The 15,581-nt window shown below is 35.3% G+C and carries 14 protein-coding genes; 7 read left to right on the plus strand and 7 right to left on the minus strand.

Translation table 11 applies throughout. The features are described 5' to 3' along the window. Positions 1 to 37 precede the first annotated feature (37 nt). The 3 genes from ACZIX2_RS07100 to ACZIX2_RS07110 all read right to left on the minus strand — a co-directional run bounded on the left by ACZIX2_RS07100 (position 38) and on the right by ACZIX2_RS07110 (position 3,510). Positions 38 to 1,507, minus strand: a complete 1,470-nt coding sequence (locus ACZIX2_RS07100) for a phytoene desaturase family protein (RefSeq protein WP_463339397.1) — start codon at positions 1,505 to 1,507, stop codon at positions 38 to 40. A gap of 83 nt (positions 1,508 to 1,590) precedes the next feature. Next, positions 1,591 to 2,487 carry a MerR family transcriptional regulator gene (locus tag ACZIX2_RS07105; RefSeq protein ID WP_463339398.1) on the minus strand — a complete coding sequence of 299 codons (897 nt, stop codon included), beginning with the start codon at positions 2,485 to 2,487 and terminating at the stop codon, positions 1,591 to 1,593. Between the two features lie 63 nt (positions 2,488 to 2,550). Further along, complete coding sequence (locus tag ACZIX2_RS07110) at positions 2,551 to 3,510, minus strand: ion channel (protein ID WP_463339399.1); 960 nt, start codon at positions 3,508 to 3,510, stop codon at positions 2,551 to 2,553. Between the two features lie 154 nt (positions 3,511 to 3,664). Here ACZIX2_RS07110 and ACZIX2_RS07115 point away from each other — a divergent pair, with 154 nt between their 5' ends. Next, complete coding sequence (locus tag ACZIX2_RS07115) at positions 3,665 to 4,552, plus strand: dienelactone hydrolase family protein (protein ID WP_463339400.1); 888 nt, start codon at positions 3,665 to 3,667, stop codon at positions 4,550 to 4,552. A gap of 21 nt (positions 4,553 to 4,573) precedes the next feature. Further along, positions 4,574 to 5,419 carry a sulfurtransferase gene (locus ACZIX2_RS07120; protein ID WP_463339401.1) on the plus strand — a complete coding sequence of 282 codons (846 nt, stop codon included), beginning with the start codon at positions 4,574 to 4,576 and terminating at the stop codon, positions 5,417 to 5,419. A gap of 48 nt (positions 5,420 to 5,467) precedes the next feature. Here ACZIX2_RS07120 and carB read toward each other — a convergent pair whose 3' ends face one another. Together carB and rpmH are read right to left on the minus strand one after the other, a co-directional pair. Beyond that, positions 5,468 to 8,320 (minus strand): carbamoyl-phosphate synthase large subunit, encoded by a 2,853-nt coding sequence (gene carB, locus ACZIX2_RS07125; protein WP_463339402.1) that lies wholly within the window; start codon positions 8,318 to 8,320, stop codon positions 5,468 to 5,470. Between the two features lie 119 nt (positions 8,321 to 8,439). Next, on the minus strand, positions 8,440 to 8,601 hold the full coding sequence (gene rpmH, locus ACZIX2_RS07130) for a 50S ribosomal protein L34 (RefSeq protein ID WP_008464848.1): 162 nt from the start codon (positions 8,599 to 8,601) through the stop codon (positions 8,440 to 8,442). 165 nt (positions 8,602 to 8,766) lie between these two features. On the opposite strand from rpmH, the gene ACZIX2_RS07135 reads away from it, so the two are divergent. Beyond that, positions 8,767 to 9,282 carry a DUF2892 domain-containing protein gene (locus ACZIX2_RS07135; protein WP_463339403.1) on the plus strand — a complete coding sequence of 172 codons (516 nt, stop codon included), beginning with the start codon at positions 8,767 to 8,769 and terminating at the stop codon, positions 9,280 to 9,282. 35 nt (positions 9,283 to 9,317) lie between these two features. Here the strand turns inward: ACZIX2_RS07135 and ACZIX2_RS07140 are convergent, their stop codons facing one another. Beyond that, positions 9,318 to 9,998, minus strand: a complete 681-nt coding sequence (locus ACZIX2_RS07140) for an alpha/beta hydrolase family protein (protein WP_463339404.1) — start codon at positions 9,996 to 9,998, stop codon at positions 9,318 to 9,320. Between the two features lie 225 nt (positions 9,999 to 10,223). Here ACZIX2_RS07140 and ACZIX2_RS07145 point away from each other — a divergent pair, with 225 nt between their 5' ends. Continuing rightward, positions 10,224 to 10,508 carry a GNAT family N-acetyltransferase gene (locus tag ACZIX2_RS07145; RefSeq protein WP_463339405.1) on the plus strand — a complete coding sequence of 95 codons (285 nt, stop codon included), beginning with the start codon at positions 10,224 to 10,226 and terminating at the stop codon, positions 10,506 to 10,508. A gap of 38 nt (positions 10,509 to 10,546) precedes the next feature. On the opposite strand, the gene ACZIX2_RS07150 is transcribed toward ACZIX2_RS07145, so the two are convergent. Then, the gene (locus ACZIX2_RS07150) at positions 10,547 to 11,824 is read right to left on the minus strand and encodes a hypothetical protein (RefSeq protein ID WP_463339406.1); all 1,278 of its coding nucleotides are present in this window, start codon (positions 11,822 to 11,824) and stop codon (positions 10,547 to 10,549) included. Positions 11,825 to 11,987: 163 nt separating this feature from the next. On the opposite strand from ACZIX2_RS07150, the gene ACZIX2_RS07155 reads away from it, so the two are divergent. From ACZIX2_RS07155 to ACZIX2_RS07165, 3 genes are read left to right on the plus strand one after another with little or no spacing between them, the layout of a single operon-like run. Continuing rightward, on the plus strand, positions 11,988 to 13,388 hold the full coding sequence (locus ACZIX2_RS07155) for a TolC family protein (RefSeq protein ID WP_463339407.1): 1,401 nt from the start codon (positions 11,988 to 11,990) through the stop codon (positions 13,386 to 13,388). 29 nt (positions 13,389 to 13,417) lie between these two features. After that, positions 13,418 to 14,371, plus strand: coding sequence for an HlyD family secretion protein (locus ACZIX2_RS07160; protein ID WP_463339408.1), 954 nt, complete (start codon positions 13,418 to 13,420; stop codon positions 14,369 to 14,371). A 2-nt stretch (positions 14,372 to 14,373) separates the two neighbouring features. Further along, positions 14,374 to 15,531 carry an ABC transporter permease gene (locus ACZIX2_RS07165; protein WP_463339409.1) on the plus strand — a complete coding sequence of 386 codons (1,158 nt, stop codon included), beginning with the start codon at positions 14,374 to 14,376 and terminating at the stop codon, positions 15,529 to 15,531. The last annotated feature ends 50 nt before the right edge of the window (positions 15,532 to 15,581 follow it).

A 15,581-nucleotide genomic window follows, 5' to 3' on the forward strand; every position in this document is an offset into this window, starting at 1 on the left:
AATTTCAAGTTTCAACAAAAGAAATTTGGTTTAAAATTTATGATGCTGCTGAAAATTGATGTTCTATTAATTCTGACACTAACTTTCCAGAAATTAATGCAGGTGGCACTCCTGGACCTGGTACAGTTAACTGTCCGGTAAAAAATAAATTATGTACTTTTTTACTTTTCAGTTTGGGTCTTAAAAAGGCGGTTTGCAGCAATGTATTGGCCATACCGTAAGCATTCCCTTTATAGGAATTATACTCTGAAACAAAATCGTTTTTACAAAACGATTGTTTAAATATAATATTTTTTTTCACAGATTGTTGCGTAAGTTGCTCAAAACGAGTGATTATTTTTTCAAAATACTGTTCACGCAATTCTTCAGTATCCTTAATTCCGGGGGCCAAGGGCACCAAAAAGAAAGCCGATTCCATTCCTTCTGGAGCCGTGGATGGGTCGGTCAACGAAGGGAAGTTGGCATAAAACAAAGGCTCTTTTGGCCATTGTGGTTCATCGTAAATGTCTTTGGCATGTTGATAAAAATCGACATCAAAAAACAAGGCGTGATGTGTAATATTTTCAATTTTTTTATCGAATCCGACATAAAAAAGTAATGAAGAAGGGGCAAATACTCGACTATCCCAATACGATTCTGAATAGGCTCTGAACTCAGGAGACAACAAGGTTTCTGTATGATGATAATCGGCACCACTTACTACTACATCTGAAGGTATTGTTTGACCATTGACAACTATAGCTTTAACCGTTTTATCCTCTACTACAATATTCTCTACGGCTGCATTGGTTACAAAAGTCACTCCTAACTCTATTGCCAATGCCTGCATGGCCTTTACCACATCAAACATTCCTGTTTTAGGGTGCCAAGTTCCTAAACCAAAATCGGCAAAATTCATAAAATTATAGAAAGACGGTGTATCCGAAGGTTTAGCTCCAAGAAACAAAACAGGAAATTCAAGAATCTGAATCAGTCTTGGGTTTTTAAACTTTTTACGAACATCTCTACTGATGTTGCTAAAAAATTGCCCTACCCTTGTAGCCGTTTTGGGTGTAATCAATTCCAAAGGAGAAACACCTGGACGATACACCAAGTCCTTGATGGCAATATCATAATTTGTTTTGGCTTGTGCCATAAATTCTCGTAGCACCTTGCCACTACCCTTTTCAATTGACTCAAAGGTAGTCACGATGTCTTCTAAATTATCGGCTATGGCAATGAAATCATTCACTCCAAAATACACTCTATATGCCGGAGACAATTTAATCAACTCATAATAATCTGTGGTTTTTTTTCCAAAATCGGCAAAAAAGCGTTCAAAAATATCAGGCATCCAATACCAACTGGGCCCCATATCAAAGGTAAACCCATGTGCTTTTAGCTGTCTTGCTCTTCCACCTATGGTAGCATTTTTTTCAAAAACAGTTACCTGATGTCCTTGTTTTGCAAGATAACAGGAGGCCGCCATGGCAGAAAAACCGGAACCTATAATTGATATTTTTTTCATTGTTTGAAGAATTTGGGGATTTGAACTTATCTTTTGAAAATTAAAACCACATGGGCTAAATCTTTAAATCGGATGGGCTGGTGTTAAATGGCATCTACCAATTCTGATATGGAATCAAAAACTCTTGTGTTTTCGGATAATTTATCAAGTTGAATGTTTTCTGTTAATCGTCCTATAAACCATAATTTCGAATCATCTCCAAGTAATTCATTTTCCATAGCTTCTACATAGGCTTGCACACCCTCTCGCTCTGGCTGTACAGTCATATAGGTGACGTAAATAATTGGATCAAAATTGTTTTTTACAACTTTTAAGTTATCTATTGGCATGCTTTCTCCAAGATATACCGCTTTATATCCTTTAAGCAAGATTTCATAATGAACATACATCAAGCCTAGCTCATGAATTTCGTTCATTGGCAACGACAACACATATACTTTATCATTATATAGTACTGGCTTAGTTTGTTCTTTTTCGATGTTTATTAATAATTTTTGCTTAATCAAATAACTAATAAAATGCTCATGCGCTGGTGTGATGGTATCGGTTTGCCACAACACCCCTATTTCATTCATTAGTGGCACAAAAACTTGCATAAAAACCTCCTGAAATGTTTTCTTGGTCATCAACCAATTGTATGTTTGAAAAAACAAATCTTGATCAAAATTCATCATCGCAATTTTAAAATCACTAATTGCATGATTTTTTGCGTTTTTAGAACTGGTGATTTCTCTAACTAATGACGGAATTTTATCTTCAGAGTAGGTTGCAATTTTTGAAATTTTATAGCCATAATCATGAAGTAATGTGATGTTTAATAGTTTTTGCAAACTATGAAGATCATACAAACGAATATTAGTATCCGTACGCATGGGTTGCAATACATTGTATCTTTTTTCCCAAATACGAATAGTATGCGCTTTTATACCCGAGAGATTTTCTAGGTCTTTAATGCTGAATACATTTTTAATATTGTTCATCGTTTTTCATATTTTATTAAACAAATGTAAAACAATTTTCTTTATGTACAACAAAAAATACAATTAAAGTTCTACTAACTCATGATCATTTATTTGATTGAGATACAACACGGTTTGAGCATGTTTTTTACTACTCTCGAACATCGATTTAAACTTGGCCCCATGAACAATTTCCGAAAACAAATAGGACGTTCTTTTGGCTACAGTGGTACTATACATTTCATCAAAAGTGGTCACAAACACCAAGATTTCGCCATGTCTGTTTTTAAAATCATCCGGCGAAAATTGATAAAACGGACTATCTTCATTAATTGGATGCACAACCGTCCAACTTAACACCAGCGTGTTTATCGTATTGATTTCTAAATCTAAATTGTAAAATTTCGTAGTAGACACACCGTTTTCTTCCACATGCAATCCTAAATTTGCTTGCACTTTAGCATTCAAATAATTGGTATTTTTGAAAGGCGCCATTCTAAACATCAGAGCAGTTCCATTTTTGTAAGGTGCAATGATAGCATTATGAGAAAATTTCAAATAAAGCCTCGGATTACTAAATCTTCCAAAGAACAAACCCGTTACAATAGCCAAGCTCATCAAACCAAACAAAGCTTCTAATGCCGCAAGAGCACTTGTTACAAATCCCGTTGGACTAATATGACCATATCCAACTGTGGTAAAAGTTTGCGCGCTAAAAAAATACGCCTGTCCAATTTGATCCCATGGATTAGACGAGGTGTGAATCCCATTCAAATTCTCAACACCTATCACAAAATACAAACCAGCAAAAACAAAATTTATTCCCACATAAAAAATAAAAATCAGCCCCAGAAATTTCCAAGTTGGCAAATCCAACAACACATGATACCAACTCTGCCTTTCAAAATATGATAAACCCATACGAAGCACTCTAGACTTCCCGTTTTTATTCATAAATCGTTTATTGGTATTGCTAGCATTAGAACCAAATCCCGTATTAACAATAGGAATCAGTTTAGAGTTGATTTTTTCAAAAAGCGCCATTTAACTTAAATTCAATTGGATATACTATAAAAATACTTAATTTAACTTTGATTTTCACAGTGCATTAACTAAATAAACAAAAAATAACTATTTTTAACCAGGTAAGACAGAATCAAACTTACACCCAAACAACATAATACATAAAACCAGGAAGATGAAAGAAATCAACAAGGCCGAAATTAGCCAAGAAGTTTATGATTTATACGATGATTACGCCCACAACAGAATAGAAAGAAGACAATTTATTGAAAAACTATCTCTATTTGCGGTAGGCAGCCTTACGCTTCCCACTTTATTGCAGTTTATATCGCCAAATTACACCACGACACTTTTAATAGACAAAAACGACCCTCGAATACAATCCGACTATATTCAATACCCTTCTCCTAAAGGCGGTGGCACTATCAAAGGATTGCTCTCGAAACCTATAAACAAAAAGAAAAAACTTCCAGGAATCATTGTGGTTCATGAAAACAGAGGCCTAAACCCTTACATTGAAGATGTCGGAAGAAGAGGCGCTTTAGAAGGCTTTATTACTTTGGCTCCAGACGCTTTGAGTCCTCTAGGAGGTTACCCAGGCAATGATGACGCTGGTAGAGAATTACAAAAAAAACGTAGTCGAGAAGAAATGTTAGAAGACTTTATTGCCGCTTACGAATTCTTAAAAGAACACAAAGACTGCAACGGACATGTGGGAGTCGTAGGATTTTGTTTTGGCGGATGGATTGCTAATATGATGGCGGTTCGAATTCCAAAACTAGGAGCAGCCGTACCTTTCTACGGAGGACAACCCAATGCCGAAGATGCAGCTAAAATAAAAGCACCTCTTTTGATACAATACGCAGGTTTGGACACACGAGTTAACGAAGGTTGGCCTGCTTATGAAGCCGCACTAAAACAAAACAAAGTAGATTACACCACGTATATTTATCCTGAGGTGAATCATGGTTTTCACAACAATTCAACTCCTCGTTACGATGAAAAAGCAGCTACTTTGGCATGGGATAGAACTATAGCATTTTTCAAAAAACACCTTAAATAATCCATTCTAATTACTTTCTAAATGAACGAAACGCTTAGCCCAATTATAGATGCGCATCAACTTCTTGACTTATACAACAAAGAACCCTTCACACTTGTGGATGCATCTAATGGACCAAATACTAGACAAAACTATTATCATAAGCATCTTGACGGAGCAATTTTCGTTGACAGTAATACCCAACTAGCTACTATAGAAGAAGATGTTGCCGAAGGAGGGAGACATCCTTTGCCTAGTATAGAACAATTCGCTACTACTTTGGGAGAATTAGGCATCACACCAAAAACACATGTTGTAGTTTATGATGATAAAAACGGGGCAAATGCAGCTGCAAGATTTTGGTGGATGCTAAAATCCATTGGACATATCAAAGTTCAAGTACTCAATGGAGGGATTCAAGCTGCCGAAAAATCGGGCTTCCCAACCAATGCCAATCTTGTTGCAATTACTAAACAAGAAAAATACCCTTGCAAATCTTGGCAATGGCCTTTATCTTCAATTGAGGAAGTTACAAAAGTAGCTCAACTACCTTCATATACAGTAATTGATGTTAGAGAAGCTTTTCGCTATAACGGAGAAAGCGAACCCATAGATCTTGTCGCTGGACATATTCCTGGAGCCATCAACATTCCTTTTTCACAAAACTTAGACGAAAACCAACTGTTCTTGTCTCCTTCCCTTTTAAAAGAAAAATATCAAAATCATGCCACTACTATCGACAACACCATAATTCACTGTGGATCTGGCATTACAGCCTGCCATACAATACTTGCATTTGCCATTGCTGGACTCCCCATTCCAAAATTGTATGTTGGCTCTTGGAGCGAATGGAGTAGAAACAACAAACCCATTGTTACCAAAAAGTAATCAATAAAAAAAGCCCCTTTCGGGGCTTTCATTTTTAGCGATATTGAATTATTTACTCAAATACATTTTTCTTCTAGAATACAATTCATAGAATTGATCATCTTTTAGATCATCAATAAATAAAATACTCTCACCAGTTGATTTCATTTCTGGCCCTAAAGCCTTATTAACATTTGGGAACTTACTAAATGAGAATACTGGTTGTTTGATGGCAAACCCATTCAATTGCGGGTTGAAATCAAAATCAGTCACTTTATTTACACCCAACATTACTTTTGTAGCATAGTTTACGTAAGGCTCACCATACGCTTTTGCGATAAACGGAACCGTTCTAGAAGCTCTTGGATTGGCTTCGATGATATAAACAGTGTCATCTTTAATAGCAAACTGAATGTTTATTAAACCTACTGTTTTTAATGCTAAGGCAATTTTATGAGTATGATCTTTAATTTGTTGCATCACAAATTCTCCCAAATTAAAAGGAGGCAGTGTAGCATTACTATCACCAGAGTGTACTCCACAAGGCTCGATATGCTCCATGATACCAATGATATACACATTTTCACCATCACAAATCGCATCTGCTTCTGCCTCAATAGCACCATCTAAGTAATGATCTAACAACAACTTGTTACCTGGAATAGTTTTCAATAAGTTAATTACATGCTCTTCTAATTCTTCTTTGTTGATTACAATTTTCATCCCTTGACCTCCAAGAACGTAAGAAGGACGAATTAACAATGGAAAATCTAAAGAGTCTGCCAATTTAGAAGCTTCATCTGCGGTTTCAGCGATACCAAATTTCGGGAAAGGAATATCAAGTTCTGTCAACAAATCAGAGAAACGTCCTCTATCTTCAGCTAAATCTAGTGCCTCAAAACTTGTTCCAATAATTTTAATGCCATACTTAGATAATTTTTCAGCCAACTTCAAAGCTGTTTGCCCACCTAACTGAACGATAACTCCTTCTGGTTTTTCGTGTTGGATGATATCGTAAATATGTTCCCAAAACACAGGTTCAAAATACAATTTATCGGCAGTATCAAAATCTGTAGAAACCGTCTCCGGATTACAATTGATCATAATAGTTTCAAAACCACATTCTTTAGCAGCTAAAACTCCGTGAACACAAGAGTAATCAAATTCGATTCCTTGTCCAATTCTATTAGGCCCTGAACCTAATACTACAATTTTCTTTTTATCAGTAACTATACTTTCGTTGTGAACAAAACGCTCTCCATTGGCCGTTTCAATTTCAGCTTCAAAAGTGGAATAATAATAAGGAGTTTGCGCTTTAAATTCTGCCGCACAAGTATCAACCAGTTTGAAAACTCGGTTAATTTTCATTTTTTCTCTCAATTGATGCACTTCACTTTCCAAGCATCCCATCATGTGAGCTATTTGTCTATCGGCAAAACCTTTTTGTTTGGCTTCTAACAACAATTCTCTTGGCAAAGTATCCACTTTATAAGTAGAAATTTCTTTTTCTAATACAAAAAGCTCTTCATATTGTTTCAAGAACCACATGTCAATCTTGGTAATCTCATGAATACGACTCAAAGGAATACCCATGGCAATAGCGTCATAAATTACAAACACGCGATCCCAACTAGCAAAGGTGAGTTTCTCGATGATTTGTTCGTAATTTTTATATCCTTTACCGTCAGCTCCAAGACCATTGCGTTTGATTTCTAAAGACTGAGTCGCTTTGTGTAAAGCCTCTTGAAACGAACGTCCGATTCCCATTACTTCACCAACGGATTTCATTTGAAGCCCTAAAGTTCGATCTGAACCTTCAAATTTATCAAAGTTCCAACGTGGTATTTTCACAATTACATAATCCAAAGTAGGCTCAAACAAAGCCGAAGTAGACTTAGTAATTTGATTTTGCAACTCATCTAATGTATAACCTAAGGCTAATTTTGAAGCAATTTTTGCAATTGGATAACCTGTAGCTTTTGAAGCTAAAGCAGAAGAACGCGATACACGAGGATTGATTTCAATAGCCACTATATCTTCTTTTTCATCAGGTGAAACTGCAAATTGTACATTACATCCTCCTGCAAAATTTCCGATAGAACGCATCATTAAGATGGCCATATCACGCATTTTTTGGAAAGTAGTGTCTGACAAAGTCATTGCAGGAGCAACCGTAATAGAGTCTCCAGTATGAATTCCCATAGGGTCCATGTTCTCGATAGAACAAATGATTACTACGTTGTCATTTTTATCTCTTAAAAGCTCTAATTCGTACTCTTTCCAACCCAATAAAGCTTTATCAATCAACACCTCATGAATGGGTGAAGCTTCTAATCCACGAGTTAACAAAGCGTCAAAATCTTCTTTTTTATGCACGAAAGCAGCTCCTGTTCCTCCTAGAGTAAAAGAAGGACGTATTACTAAAGGGAAACCAAATTCTTGCGCAATTTCTTTTCCTTGTAAGAAAGATGTTGCTGTTTTGGCAGGTGCCGTAGGAACATTGATTTTTTGCAATAACTGCTTAAATTGTTCTCTATCTTCAGTGATATTAATAGCATTAACATCTACACCAATCATTTTAACGCCAAAATCTTGCCAAATACCTTTTTCATCAGCTTCTAGACATAAATTCAGAGCGGTTTGCCCTCCCATAGTAGGTAAAACGGCATCGATTTGAGGATGAGCTTTTAGAATTTCAATAATAGATTTGGTGGTAAGTGGCTTTAAATACACATGATCCGCCATCGATGGGTCGGTCATAATCGTTGCAGGATTTGAATTGATTAGAATAACTTCAATTCCTTCTTCACGAATAGAACGCGCAGATTGTGAACCTGCATAATCAAATTCGCAAGCTTGACCAATTACAATAGGACCAGAACCTATTATCAGTAGAGACTTAATGGAGTTGTCTTTCGGCATTTTATATAATTTGTGTTGTTATTTTTTAAAAAAAATCAGAAAAAATCTGAGAGACGTTGGGGTATAAAAAAAAGGCGATACTAATAATAAGTAACGCCTTTATGTTTTCTAAGAATACATTATTTTTTGTGTCTAGGCTCGCTAGAAACAGTTAATTTATGTCTTCCTTTAGCTCTTCTACGCGCCAGAACTTTTCTTCCATTCGCAGATGCCATTCTGTCCATAAATCCGTGTTTATTTCTTCTTTTTCTTTTCGATGGTTGAAACGTTCTTTTGCTCATTGCTTTGTATCTTTAAATCTTAAATTATGTATCTAACTCTTTTGGATAAACCCTTATTCCAAAACCGAGTGCAAATATACAAAGACTTTTATTTTTAGCAAGTAGTTTTAAAAAAATATTTTCAAATCCTTTTACTATATTTGCAATCAAAAATTAACACCTATTATGTTTCACAGAAATATCAAACTTATTCTTGCCGCATTAATCATTATTACAGCTATTTGGCAATTTACAGAATCCAATATTGGAAACGGCATTTTCCTTTTGTTTCTAAGTGCCTTTCCTATTTTTCTTTATTACAAAAATGAATTTATACTATTAGCGTTTTTAAAACTTAGAAAACAAGATTTTCCTGGTGCTCAAAAATGGCTTTCTTATATTAAAAACCCTGAAACCGCTTTAGTAAAAAAACAACAAGGTTACTTTAACTACCTTCACGGTATCATGGTTTCTCAAACCAACATCAACCAAGCTGAAAAATATTTCAAAAAAGCTGTTGAATTAGGCTTATCTATGGACATGGACTTGGCCGTTGCAAAATTAAATTTGGCCGGTATAGCACTTTCTAGAAGACGCAAATTAGAAGCTACTAATTTACTGAATGAAGCCAAGAAATTAGACAAACAAAACATGCTTAAAGAACAAATCACTATGATGAAAGAGCAAATGAAAAAAATCTAAATGCTTTCTATTCTATAAAAAAGGCGATGCAACTACTATAGTTCATCGCCTTTTTTATTACCTCTCAATATGATATCCGGCAAATGCTCATTCAACCATCGGTACCGAAATAAGATCATAGCATGGGTGCCTCCGGGCACAATAATACTATTTGAAATGTATTGTATAGGAAACACCTCATCTTGATCACCGTGAATATGAATCACCTTAGAATCGACTATTTCTCTTTCCCAATGTACTACTTGCTCAATTGCCCAATCCAAATACCTAACATCTCTAACTGATAAAAATTTCTTATACAATTGCAATCGGCTATTTATTTTTTCTCCAAAAGAAAACCGTATCAATTGCTCCACATTTACGATCAACTTGGTTGGAATCAATTTATAGCCTTTGGTTGCTTTGGCTATTTTTAATCGTTTTGGAAATTCTCTGTTAGATTTCACACTTGATATAATAACCACTTTGAGTGGCTGTAAAAAAGTAGCCATTTCTTGTACCAAAATCCCACCAAAGGACACTCCTACCAAAACTGGGTTTTCATGAGTTACTTTTTGCGTCATTCGTTTCGCATATTGATCTAACTTTTCATTAGGCAAAGGTATTTCCCATTCTAAAAAAAACATTTCAAACTGATTGGGTGGCAATGCAATTCGTTCAAAAATAGCAGAAGAAGCTGCCAAACCTGGCATGAAATATACTGGAATGCGTTTCATCTAAAAGTATTCAAAATCCTGTACAATTTACCTTTTAAAGCAATACAAGTATCATTTTTAATGTTATTAAATTGCTTCCCAACAAAAATAGCATCAATCCACAAAAGAAGCAACTTCTTAATAAATACATTTTGCCATTTTTGTACCTTTACTATAACTTTTCTTGTACCTATTAAGCAACAATTTGTATCTCAGAAAATTCAACTTCAAAAAAACTATTCAATTATGGAAATTAAAGACAATGTTTTTGCCAGACAATTTGAAACCATGGTAAATGAAGGGCTGCTATCTGTAGAATACTCTTTGCAAGAAAAAAAGATTTTTTTAACAAAATTCAACGCGCCTGAGGGATTTTCTGACGAAAAAACCATCCATCTATTTTTCGAAACCATACTTAACAACATCAGCGAACGCAAATTGAAAGCCGTGCCTATCCAACCAAAAATAGTGCAATTTTTCAAAAAAAATCCTTCTTATAAAGAACTGCTACCTCCAGGTATTAGATTGTAAAATAAAAGCTGCCTAAATAGACAGCTTGTATTGCTTTGTTAATTTCTTCCTCCTCCACGACTTGCTCGATTCATACCTGAAGGACGAGAGAACGATCCTGATGAAGGCCTAGTAACTGGTCTTGAGATTGGCCTTGACACAGGTTTTGAAGCATTTGAACTTGGCCAAGATATTGGGTTATTAGTTGGCCGTGTTGAAGGCCACGTACTCGAACTTCCATAATTTGGCCTAGTTGACGGATAAGTTGTAGGTCTAGAATTAGTATTTCCTGGCCGAGTAACATTCGGATATGTATTTGATTGCGAACCTGGCCTTGTGGTATTTACAGGGTAGCGATTAGCAGGCAAGGTCACCGGTCGATTCCCATTTATAGGCCTATTCCCATTTATAGGCCTATTCCCATTTATAGGGCGATTAGTATTTACAGGTCGATTATTAAAGCCTGGACGAACTATTGGCGCATTAGGCCTTCTATATACTCTACCCTCATACGTTTTGTTATAAAGGTTATTCAACCTATTTCTTCTTACTACATTAGAATACACTCTACGGTTATAATAATACTTTCTATAGTATGGCGTACGCAAATATGGAGACCTTCTGTAATAATAATTTCTGTAAAAGTGACGATGATACCCCCAATAAGTTCTATAATAATACGGACGCCATGGTCTCCAATAAGAAGGGTAATACCCCCAATACCAAGGAGAACGCCATGGCACAAATAAGGGCGAAAACAAATAAAGCACTACAGGCCAAACACTTACCGATGTTCCTGATCTATAATTATCACTGTTGTTTGTTGTATAATTATTCGTTGTATTGTTATTTATAATAGTCGTATTACCATCAGAATATCCAGGATTTACGGTACCGCCTGCATTTCCATTTTGAGAAGGCTCTACAATATAATCTTTACCATACAATTCTTCATCCCCTATAACCTGAACAATGATTTCTCCATTTTTACTCTTATCCACTTCAATTACCGCCACATCTTGCTTGTCGGATCTATTTAGTGAAACTCGCAAGAGTATTAAAAAGGTATTGCCTTTTTTTTCACTTGACACCTGAATGTAATCGGTTTCATTATCATTATTCAAATCCAGATTATTAATTTTATTGTCACGATCATTTATAGATTTTTCAAACTCCTCTAGTGTTTTGGACTTTTGAAAAACATCTAAAACAGCGTATAAATTCAAATTATCCCCTGGCAACCCTAAAGCTTCTGGCTCATCATTGTTTTGAGAAAAAGCCACAAAACCCACAAGATTCAACACAACTATAGCAATATAGGACATGATTTTTTTCATAATTCTATTCTTTAGCGTTAATTTACTACTAAGATAGTAAAAAATTATAACAATTAAATTTACTAATAAAAGTTTAATATTAAACGAGTTACGAATATTTTTTAGTATTTTTAAGTCCTTTTTTATTAAAACACCCTATTCGTTCGAATCTATTCCACTCTATATGAAAATACTTTTCAACAATCGTGCCTATACTATTACAATTCTATTTTTATTTTGCTCAAATGTATATTCACAAATAAAAATCTCAACCACTTTAGACGAAGCAATAAACAAAGCTTTAGAAAAAAGCCTTTCACAAAAAAACAAAACACTCGAAATCGAAAAATTGCATTTACAAGAAAAAGGAATCTGGAACAAATACATTCCGACGGTTGAAGCTAGTGCCCTTTATTCTTATTTCGACAACAAACTCACGGTAGATTTACCCACTACTCAAATACCCATTATCAATTATCCTCTTTTTGACGGAAAAACGCCTTTCGATAATTATGGCAATATTTTCAATGGTAGTATTATGGCAAAAACAGTCCTTTTTAGTGGTATGCAAATCCCAAATGGCGCCAAAGCGATTAAAGAAAAAACCAAAGGGACGCAATTCCTAAAAGACTCCGAAAAAGACCAAATCATCAAAGAGGTTATCAATACTTTTGATCAATTGTCACTTTTAAAAGCCATTGACACTTTAATTAAAGACAGTAATAATCGCCTTCAAACCGAAGCAAAAAGAGTCCAAAAAGCCATCGAACAAGGCCTAGCAGTACCCTATGACCGAGACAAAATCAAACTTGCTGCTTTAGAGTTACAATCCAAAAAAGCAGAACTTGACGGAAAAAGAGAGCTGATTTACAAAAAAATCACATATTTAACCGGCTACGATGCCTCGCAAATTAACTTGGTTACCTACAATTTAGAACCATACCTTATCCTGAATAATCAATTAAACACTGAAAACAAACAGGAAATCAAAGCTCTCGAATCTTTTAAAACAGCTTATGAATTTTTATTAAAAAAAGAAAAAGGCACTTATCTCCCAACAGTTGGAGCCTTTGGAGGCATTACCTATTCAAGTTTATTCGATGCTAGAGCCACTACACCAGTAATCACTGGAGTCAATCAGGCGCTATATTTAGGGCTCAACGAATTGACCATAAGCAACAATTGGATGGTTGGAGCAGCTGTAAAATGGGAGATTTTCACAGGCTTTGAAAGACAACACAAAATTCATGAAGCCAAACTAAACATCCATCAACTGCAAAATCAAATTGATGATACGAAAGAAAAACTAGCATTGCTACTTGAAAACAATTGGGTCAATTATACAGTTTTGAATAAAAAATTAGAAATCGCTTACCAACAAGAAAAAATTTCAAAAAACAATTTAAATCTTGCTTCGAAACAATACGCTCAAGGTCTTATCTCAGTCTCTGAACGATTAGAAGCTGAAAATGATTGTTTCAAAAGTGCCGTAAGCAAAATTAATACCCTAATTGACCAACGTTTGGCAGCTATAGAAACGATAATTGCTACTGGCGATCTTACCAAACAACTTAACAAACAATAAATCAGATTCCAATCAAAATATAGCTAAAGATGAAAAATATACTCCTATCATTCCTCACTCTTCTATTATGTGCGAGTTGTAACCAATCCCAAAAAAAAGAACTCCTTCAGGGTAAAGTAGAAAAAGAACAAATTGCAATTGTTAGCAAAGTACCTGGAAAAATCATCCGTTTGCTGGTCAAAGAAGGAGATTTGGTACAGAAAGGAGACACCCTTGCCATTTTGGATATTCCAGAAGTCGATGCTAAAAAAAGTCAAGCAGAAGGCGCTGTTTTTTCGGCAAAAGCCCAATACAACATGGCTGTAAAAGGAGCAACCGACAATCAAATCAAACAATTGGAAGCCAAACTAATGGCTTTAAGAGAACAATATCAGTTTGCACAAAAATCGATTAAACGTTTGAATAATATGCTGAAAGACTCTCTGATCCCACAACAAACTTACGACGAAACTTTTGCCAAATATCAAGGCGCTTTAGCCCAATACAATGCCGTTCAAGCCGAATTGGACGATGCTAAAAAAGGAGCAAGAAAAGAGCAACAAGAAATGGCGCTCGGACAACAAGAACGTGCATACGGGGCACTACAAGAAGTAGAAACTGCCAATAAAGAACGATATGTAATTGCACCTCAAGACATGAGCATCGAAACCATAACTTTAAATCTGGGAGAATTGGCGCTTCCAGGCTACACTCTATTTAATGGATTTATAAAAAATAGCACGTATTTTAGATTTACAATCGCAGAGAGCAAGTTAAACCAACTCAAAAAAGGTCAAGAAGTAGAAGTTACTATCCCATACAACAAACAATCGATCAAAGGAAAAATCACTACCATAAAGCAATTGAGCGCCTACGGAAATATCGCAACCGCTTATCCCGACTATGAAATGCAAGAAAGTTTGTTTGAAATCAAAATTACACCCATCCAAGTGCAAGACACGAAAGATTTGATCTCAAAAACATCAGCCACTTTATCTTTATAATTATGCAGCACTTCTTTTCCCTATTAAAAAGAGAATTTCAATTGTTTTGGCAAAATAGTGTGTTACGAATGCTTTTCATTGGTGCACCACTTTTGTATGCCATATTATTAGGATATGTATATAGCAAAGGAAAAGTAACCGACTTACCCATACTAGTAATAGATTATGATCAAACCGAAATGAGCGCCAAAGCCATCGAGATGTTTAACGATGATGAAGTTATCAATGTAGCTGCGGTTTTATACGATCAAAATGAAGTGGCAAAAATTACTATTGATAAAGAGGCTAATGCGGTAGTCATCATTCCAAAAGGTTTTCAAAAAATGGTGTTTACCAAAAAATATCCTGAGATAACTACTATAGTTAACACAGCCAATATTCTAACTGCCAATTATGCATCAACCGCTATACAAATTTGTTTAGGGACTTTAAAGGTGGGAATTCAAATGGAAACGCTAAGAAAACAAGGTGTTCCCGAAAAATTAATTCCCTCTCAATACGAACCTTTTAAAACAACTTTCATAAAAAAATACAATCGAAGCACCAACTATATGTATTATCTATGGCCAGGTGTTTTATCGGCGGTTCTACAACAAGTTATGTTATTAGCCTTAGCGCTTTCCTTTGCGTCCGAATTCGAGAACGGTACTTTTAGCCAATTAGTCCAAAAAAGCAATTCGATTGTACAGATGATAAGCGTTAAAATTATCCCTTATTTAGTGATGAGTTTTGGAGTATGGCTTATCTATTGGTTGTTCACCTTTTACTTCCGGATTCCTTTTTTCACGAACCTTCCACAACTCACTTTTGTGGCAGGTATCTTTATTCTCTCGGTCTCTTTTATTGGAATTCTAGTAAGTATTTTGATTCCAAATCAGCTCAAAGCCACCGAAATTTTAATGGTGATTGCTACTCCAAGTTTTATTTTGAGTGGATTTAGTTGGCCTTTAAGCCAAATGCCCAATTGGGTTCAAGGCGTGGCTAATATTATTCCATTGACCCACTTTTTAAAGGCGTTTCGAATCCTAATTATTGAAGAAGGCACCTTATCACAAGTACAAAATCCAATTTACAATATGATTATAATTGGAATAGTTTGCGCTATTTTATCCTATATCGCCTTGTATTTCAAAAGCAAAAAAGCATTACAATCAACATAAAACAAAAAAGGCAAGTGAATGAACCACTTGCCTTTTTGATTATTTCAAAA

The sequence above is a fragment of the Flavobacterium riviphilum genome (genome assembly GCF_055231795.1).

Coding starts and splice junctions, on each gene's coding strand:
- ACZIX2_RS07100 (WP_463339397.1), bottom strand. CDS start 1,507: ATGAAAAAAATATCAATTATAGGTTCCGGTTTTTCTGCCATGGCGGCC.
- ACZIX2_RS07105 (WP_463339398.1), bottom strand. CDS start 2,487: ATGAACAATATTAAAAATGTATTCAGCATTAAAGACCTAGAAAATCTC.
- ACZIX2_RS07110 (WP_463339399.1), bottom strand. CDS start 3,510: ATGGCGCTTTTTGAAAAAATCAACTCTAAACTGATTCCTATTGTTAAT.
- ACZIX2_RS07115 (WP_463339400.1), top strand. CDS start 3,665: ATGAAAGAAATCAACAAGGCCGAAATTAGCCAAGAAGTTTATGATTTA.
- ACZIX2_RS07120 (WP_463339401.1), top strand. CDS start 4,574: ATGAACGAAACGCTTAGCCCAATTATAGATGCGCATCAACTTCTTGAC.
- carB (WP_463339402.1), bottom strand. CDS start 8,320: ATGCCGAAAGACAACTCCATTAAGTCTCTACTGATAATAGGTTCTGGT.
- rpmH (WP_008464848.1), bottom strand. CDS start 8,601: ATGAGCAAAAGAACGTTTCAACCATCGAAAAGAAAAAGAAGAAATAAA.
- ACZIX2_RS07135 (WP_463339403.1), top strand. CDS start 8,767: ATGTTTCACAGAAATATCAAACTTATTCTTGCCGCATTAATCATTATT.
- ACZIX2_RS07140 (WP_463339404.1), bottom strand. CDS start 9,998: ATGAAACGCATTCCAGTATATTTCATGCCAGGTTTGGCAGCTTCTTCT.
- ACZIX2_RS07145 (WP_463339405.1), top strand. CDS start 10,224: ATGGAAATTAAAGACAATGTTTTTGCCAGACAATTTGAAACCATGGTA.
- ACZIX2_RS07150 (WP_463339406.1), bottom strand. CDS start 11,824: ATGAAAAAAATCATGTCCTATATTGCTATAGTTGTGTTGAATCTTGTG.
- ACZIX2_RS07155 (WP_463339407.1), top strand. CDS start 11,988: ATGAAAATACTTTTCAACAATCGTGCCTATACTATTACAATTCTATTT.
- ACZIX2_RS07160 (WP_463339408.1), top strand. CDS start 13,418: ATGAAAAATATACTCCTATCATTCCTCACTCTTCTATTATGTGCGAGT.
- ACZIX2_RS07165 (WP_463339409.1), top strand. CDS start 14,374: ATGCAGCACTTCTTTTCCCTATTAAAAAGAGAATTTCAATTGTTTTGG.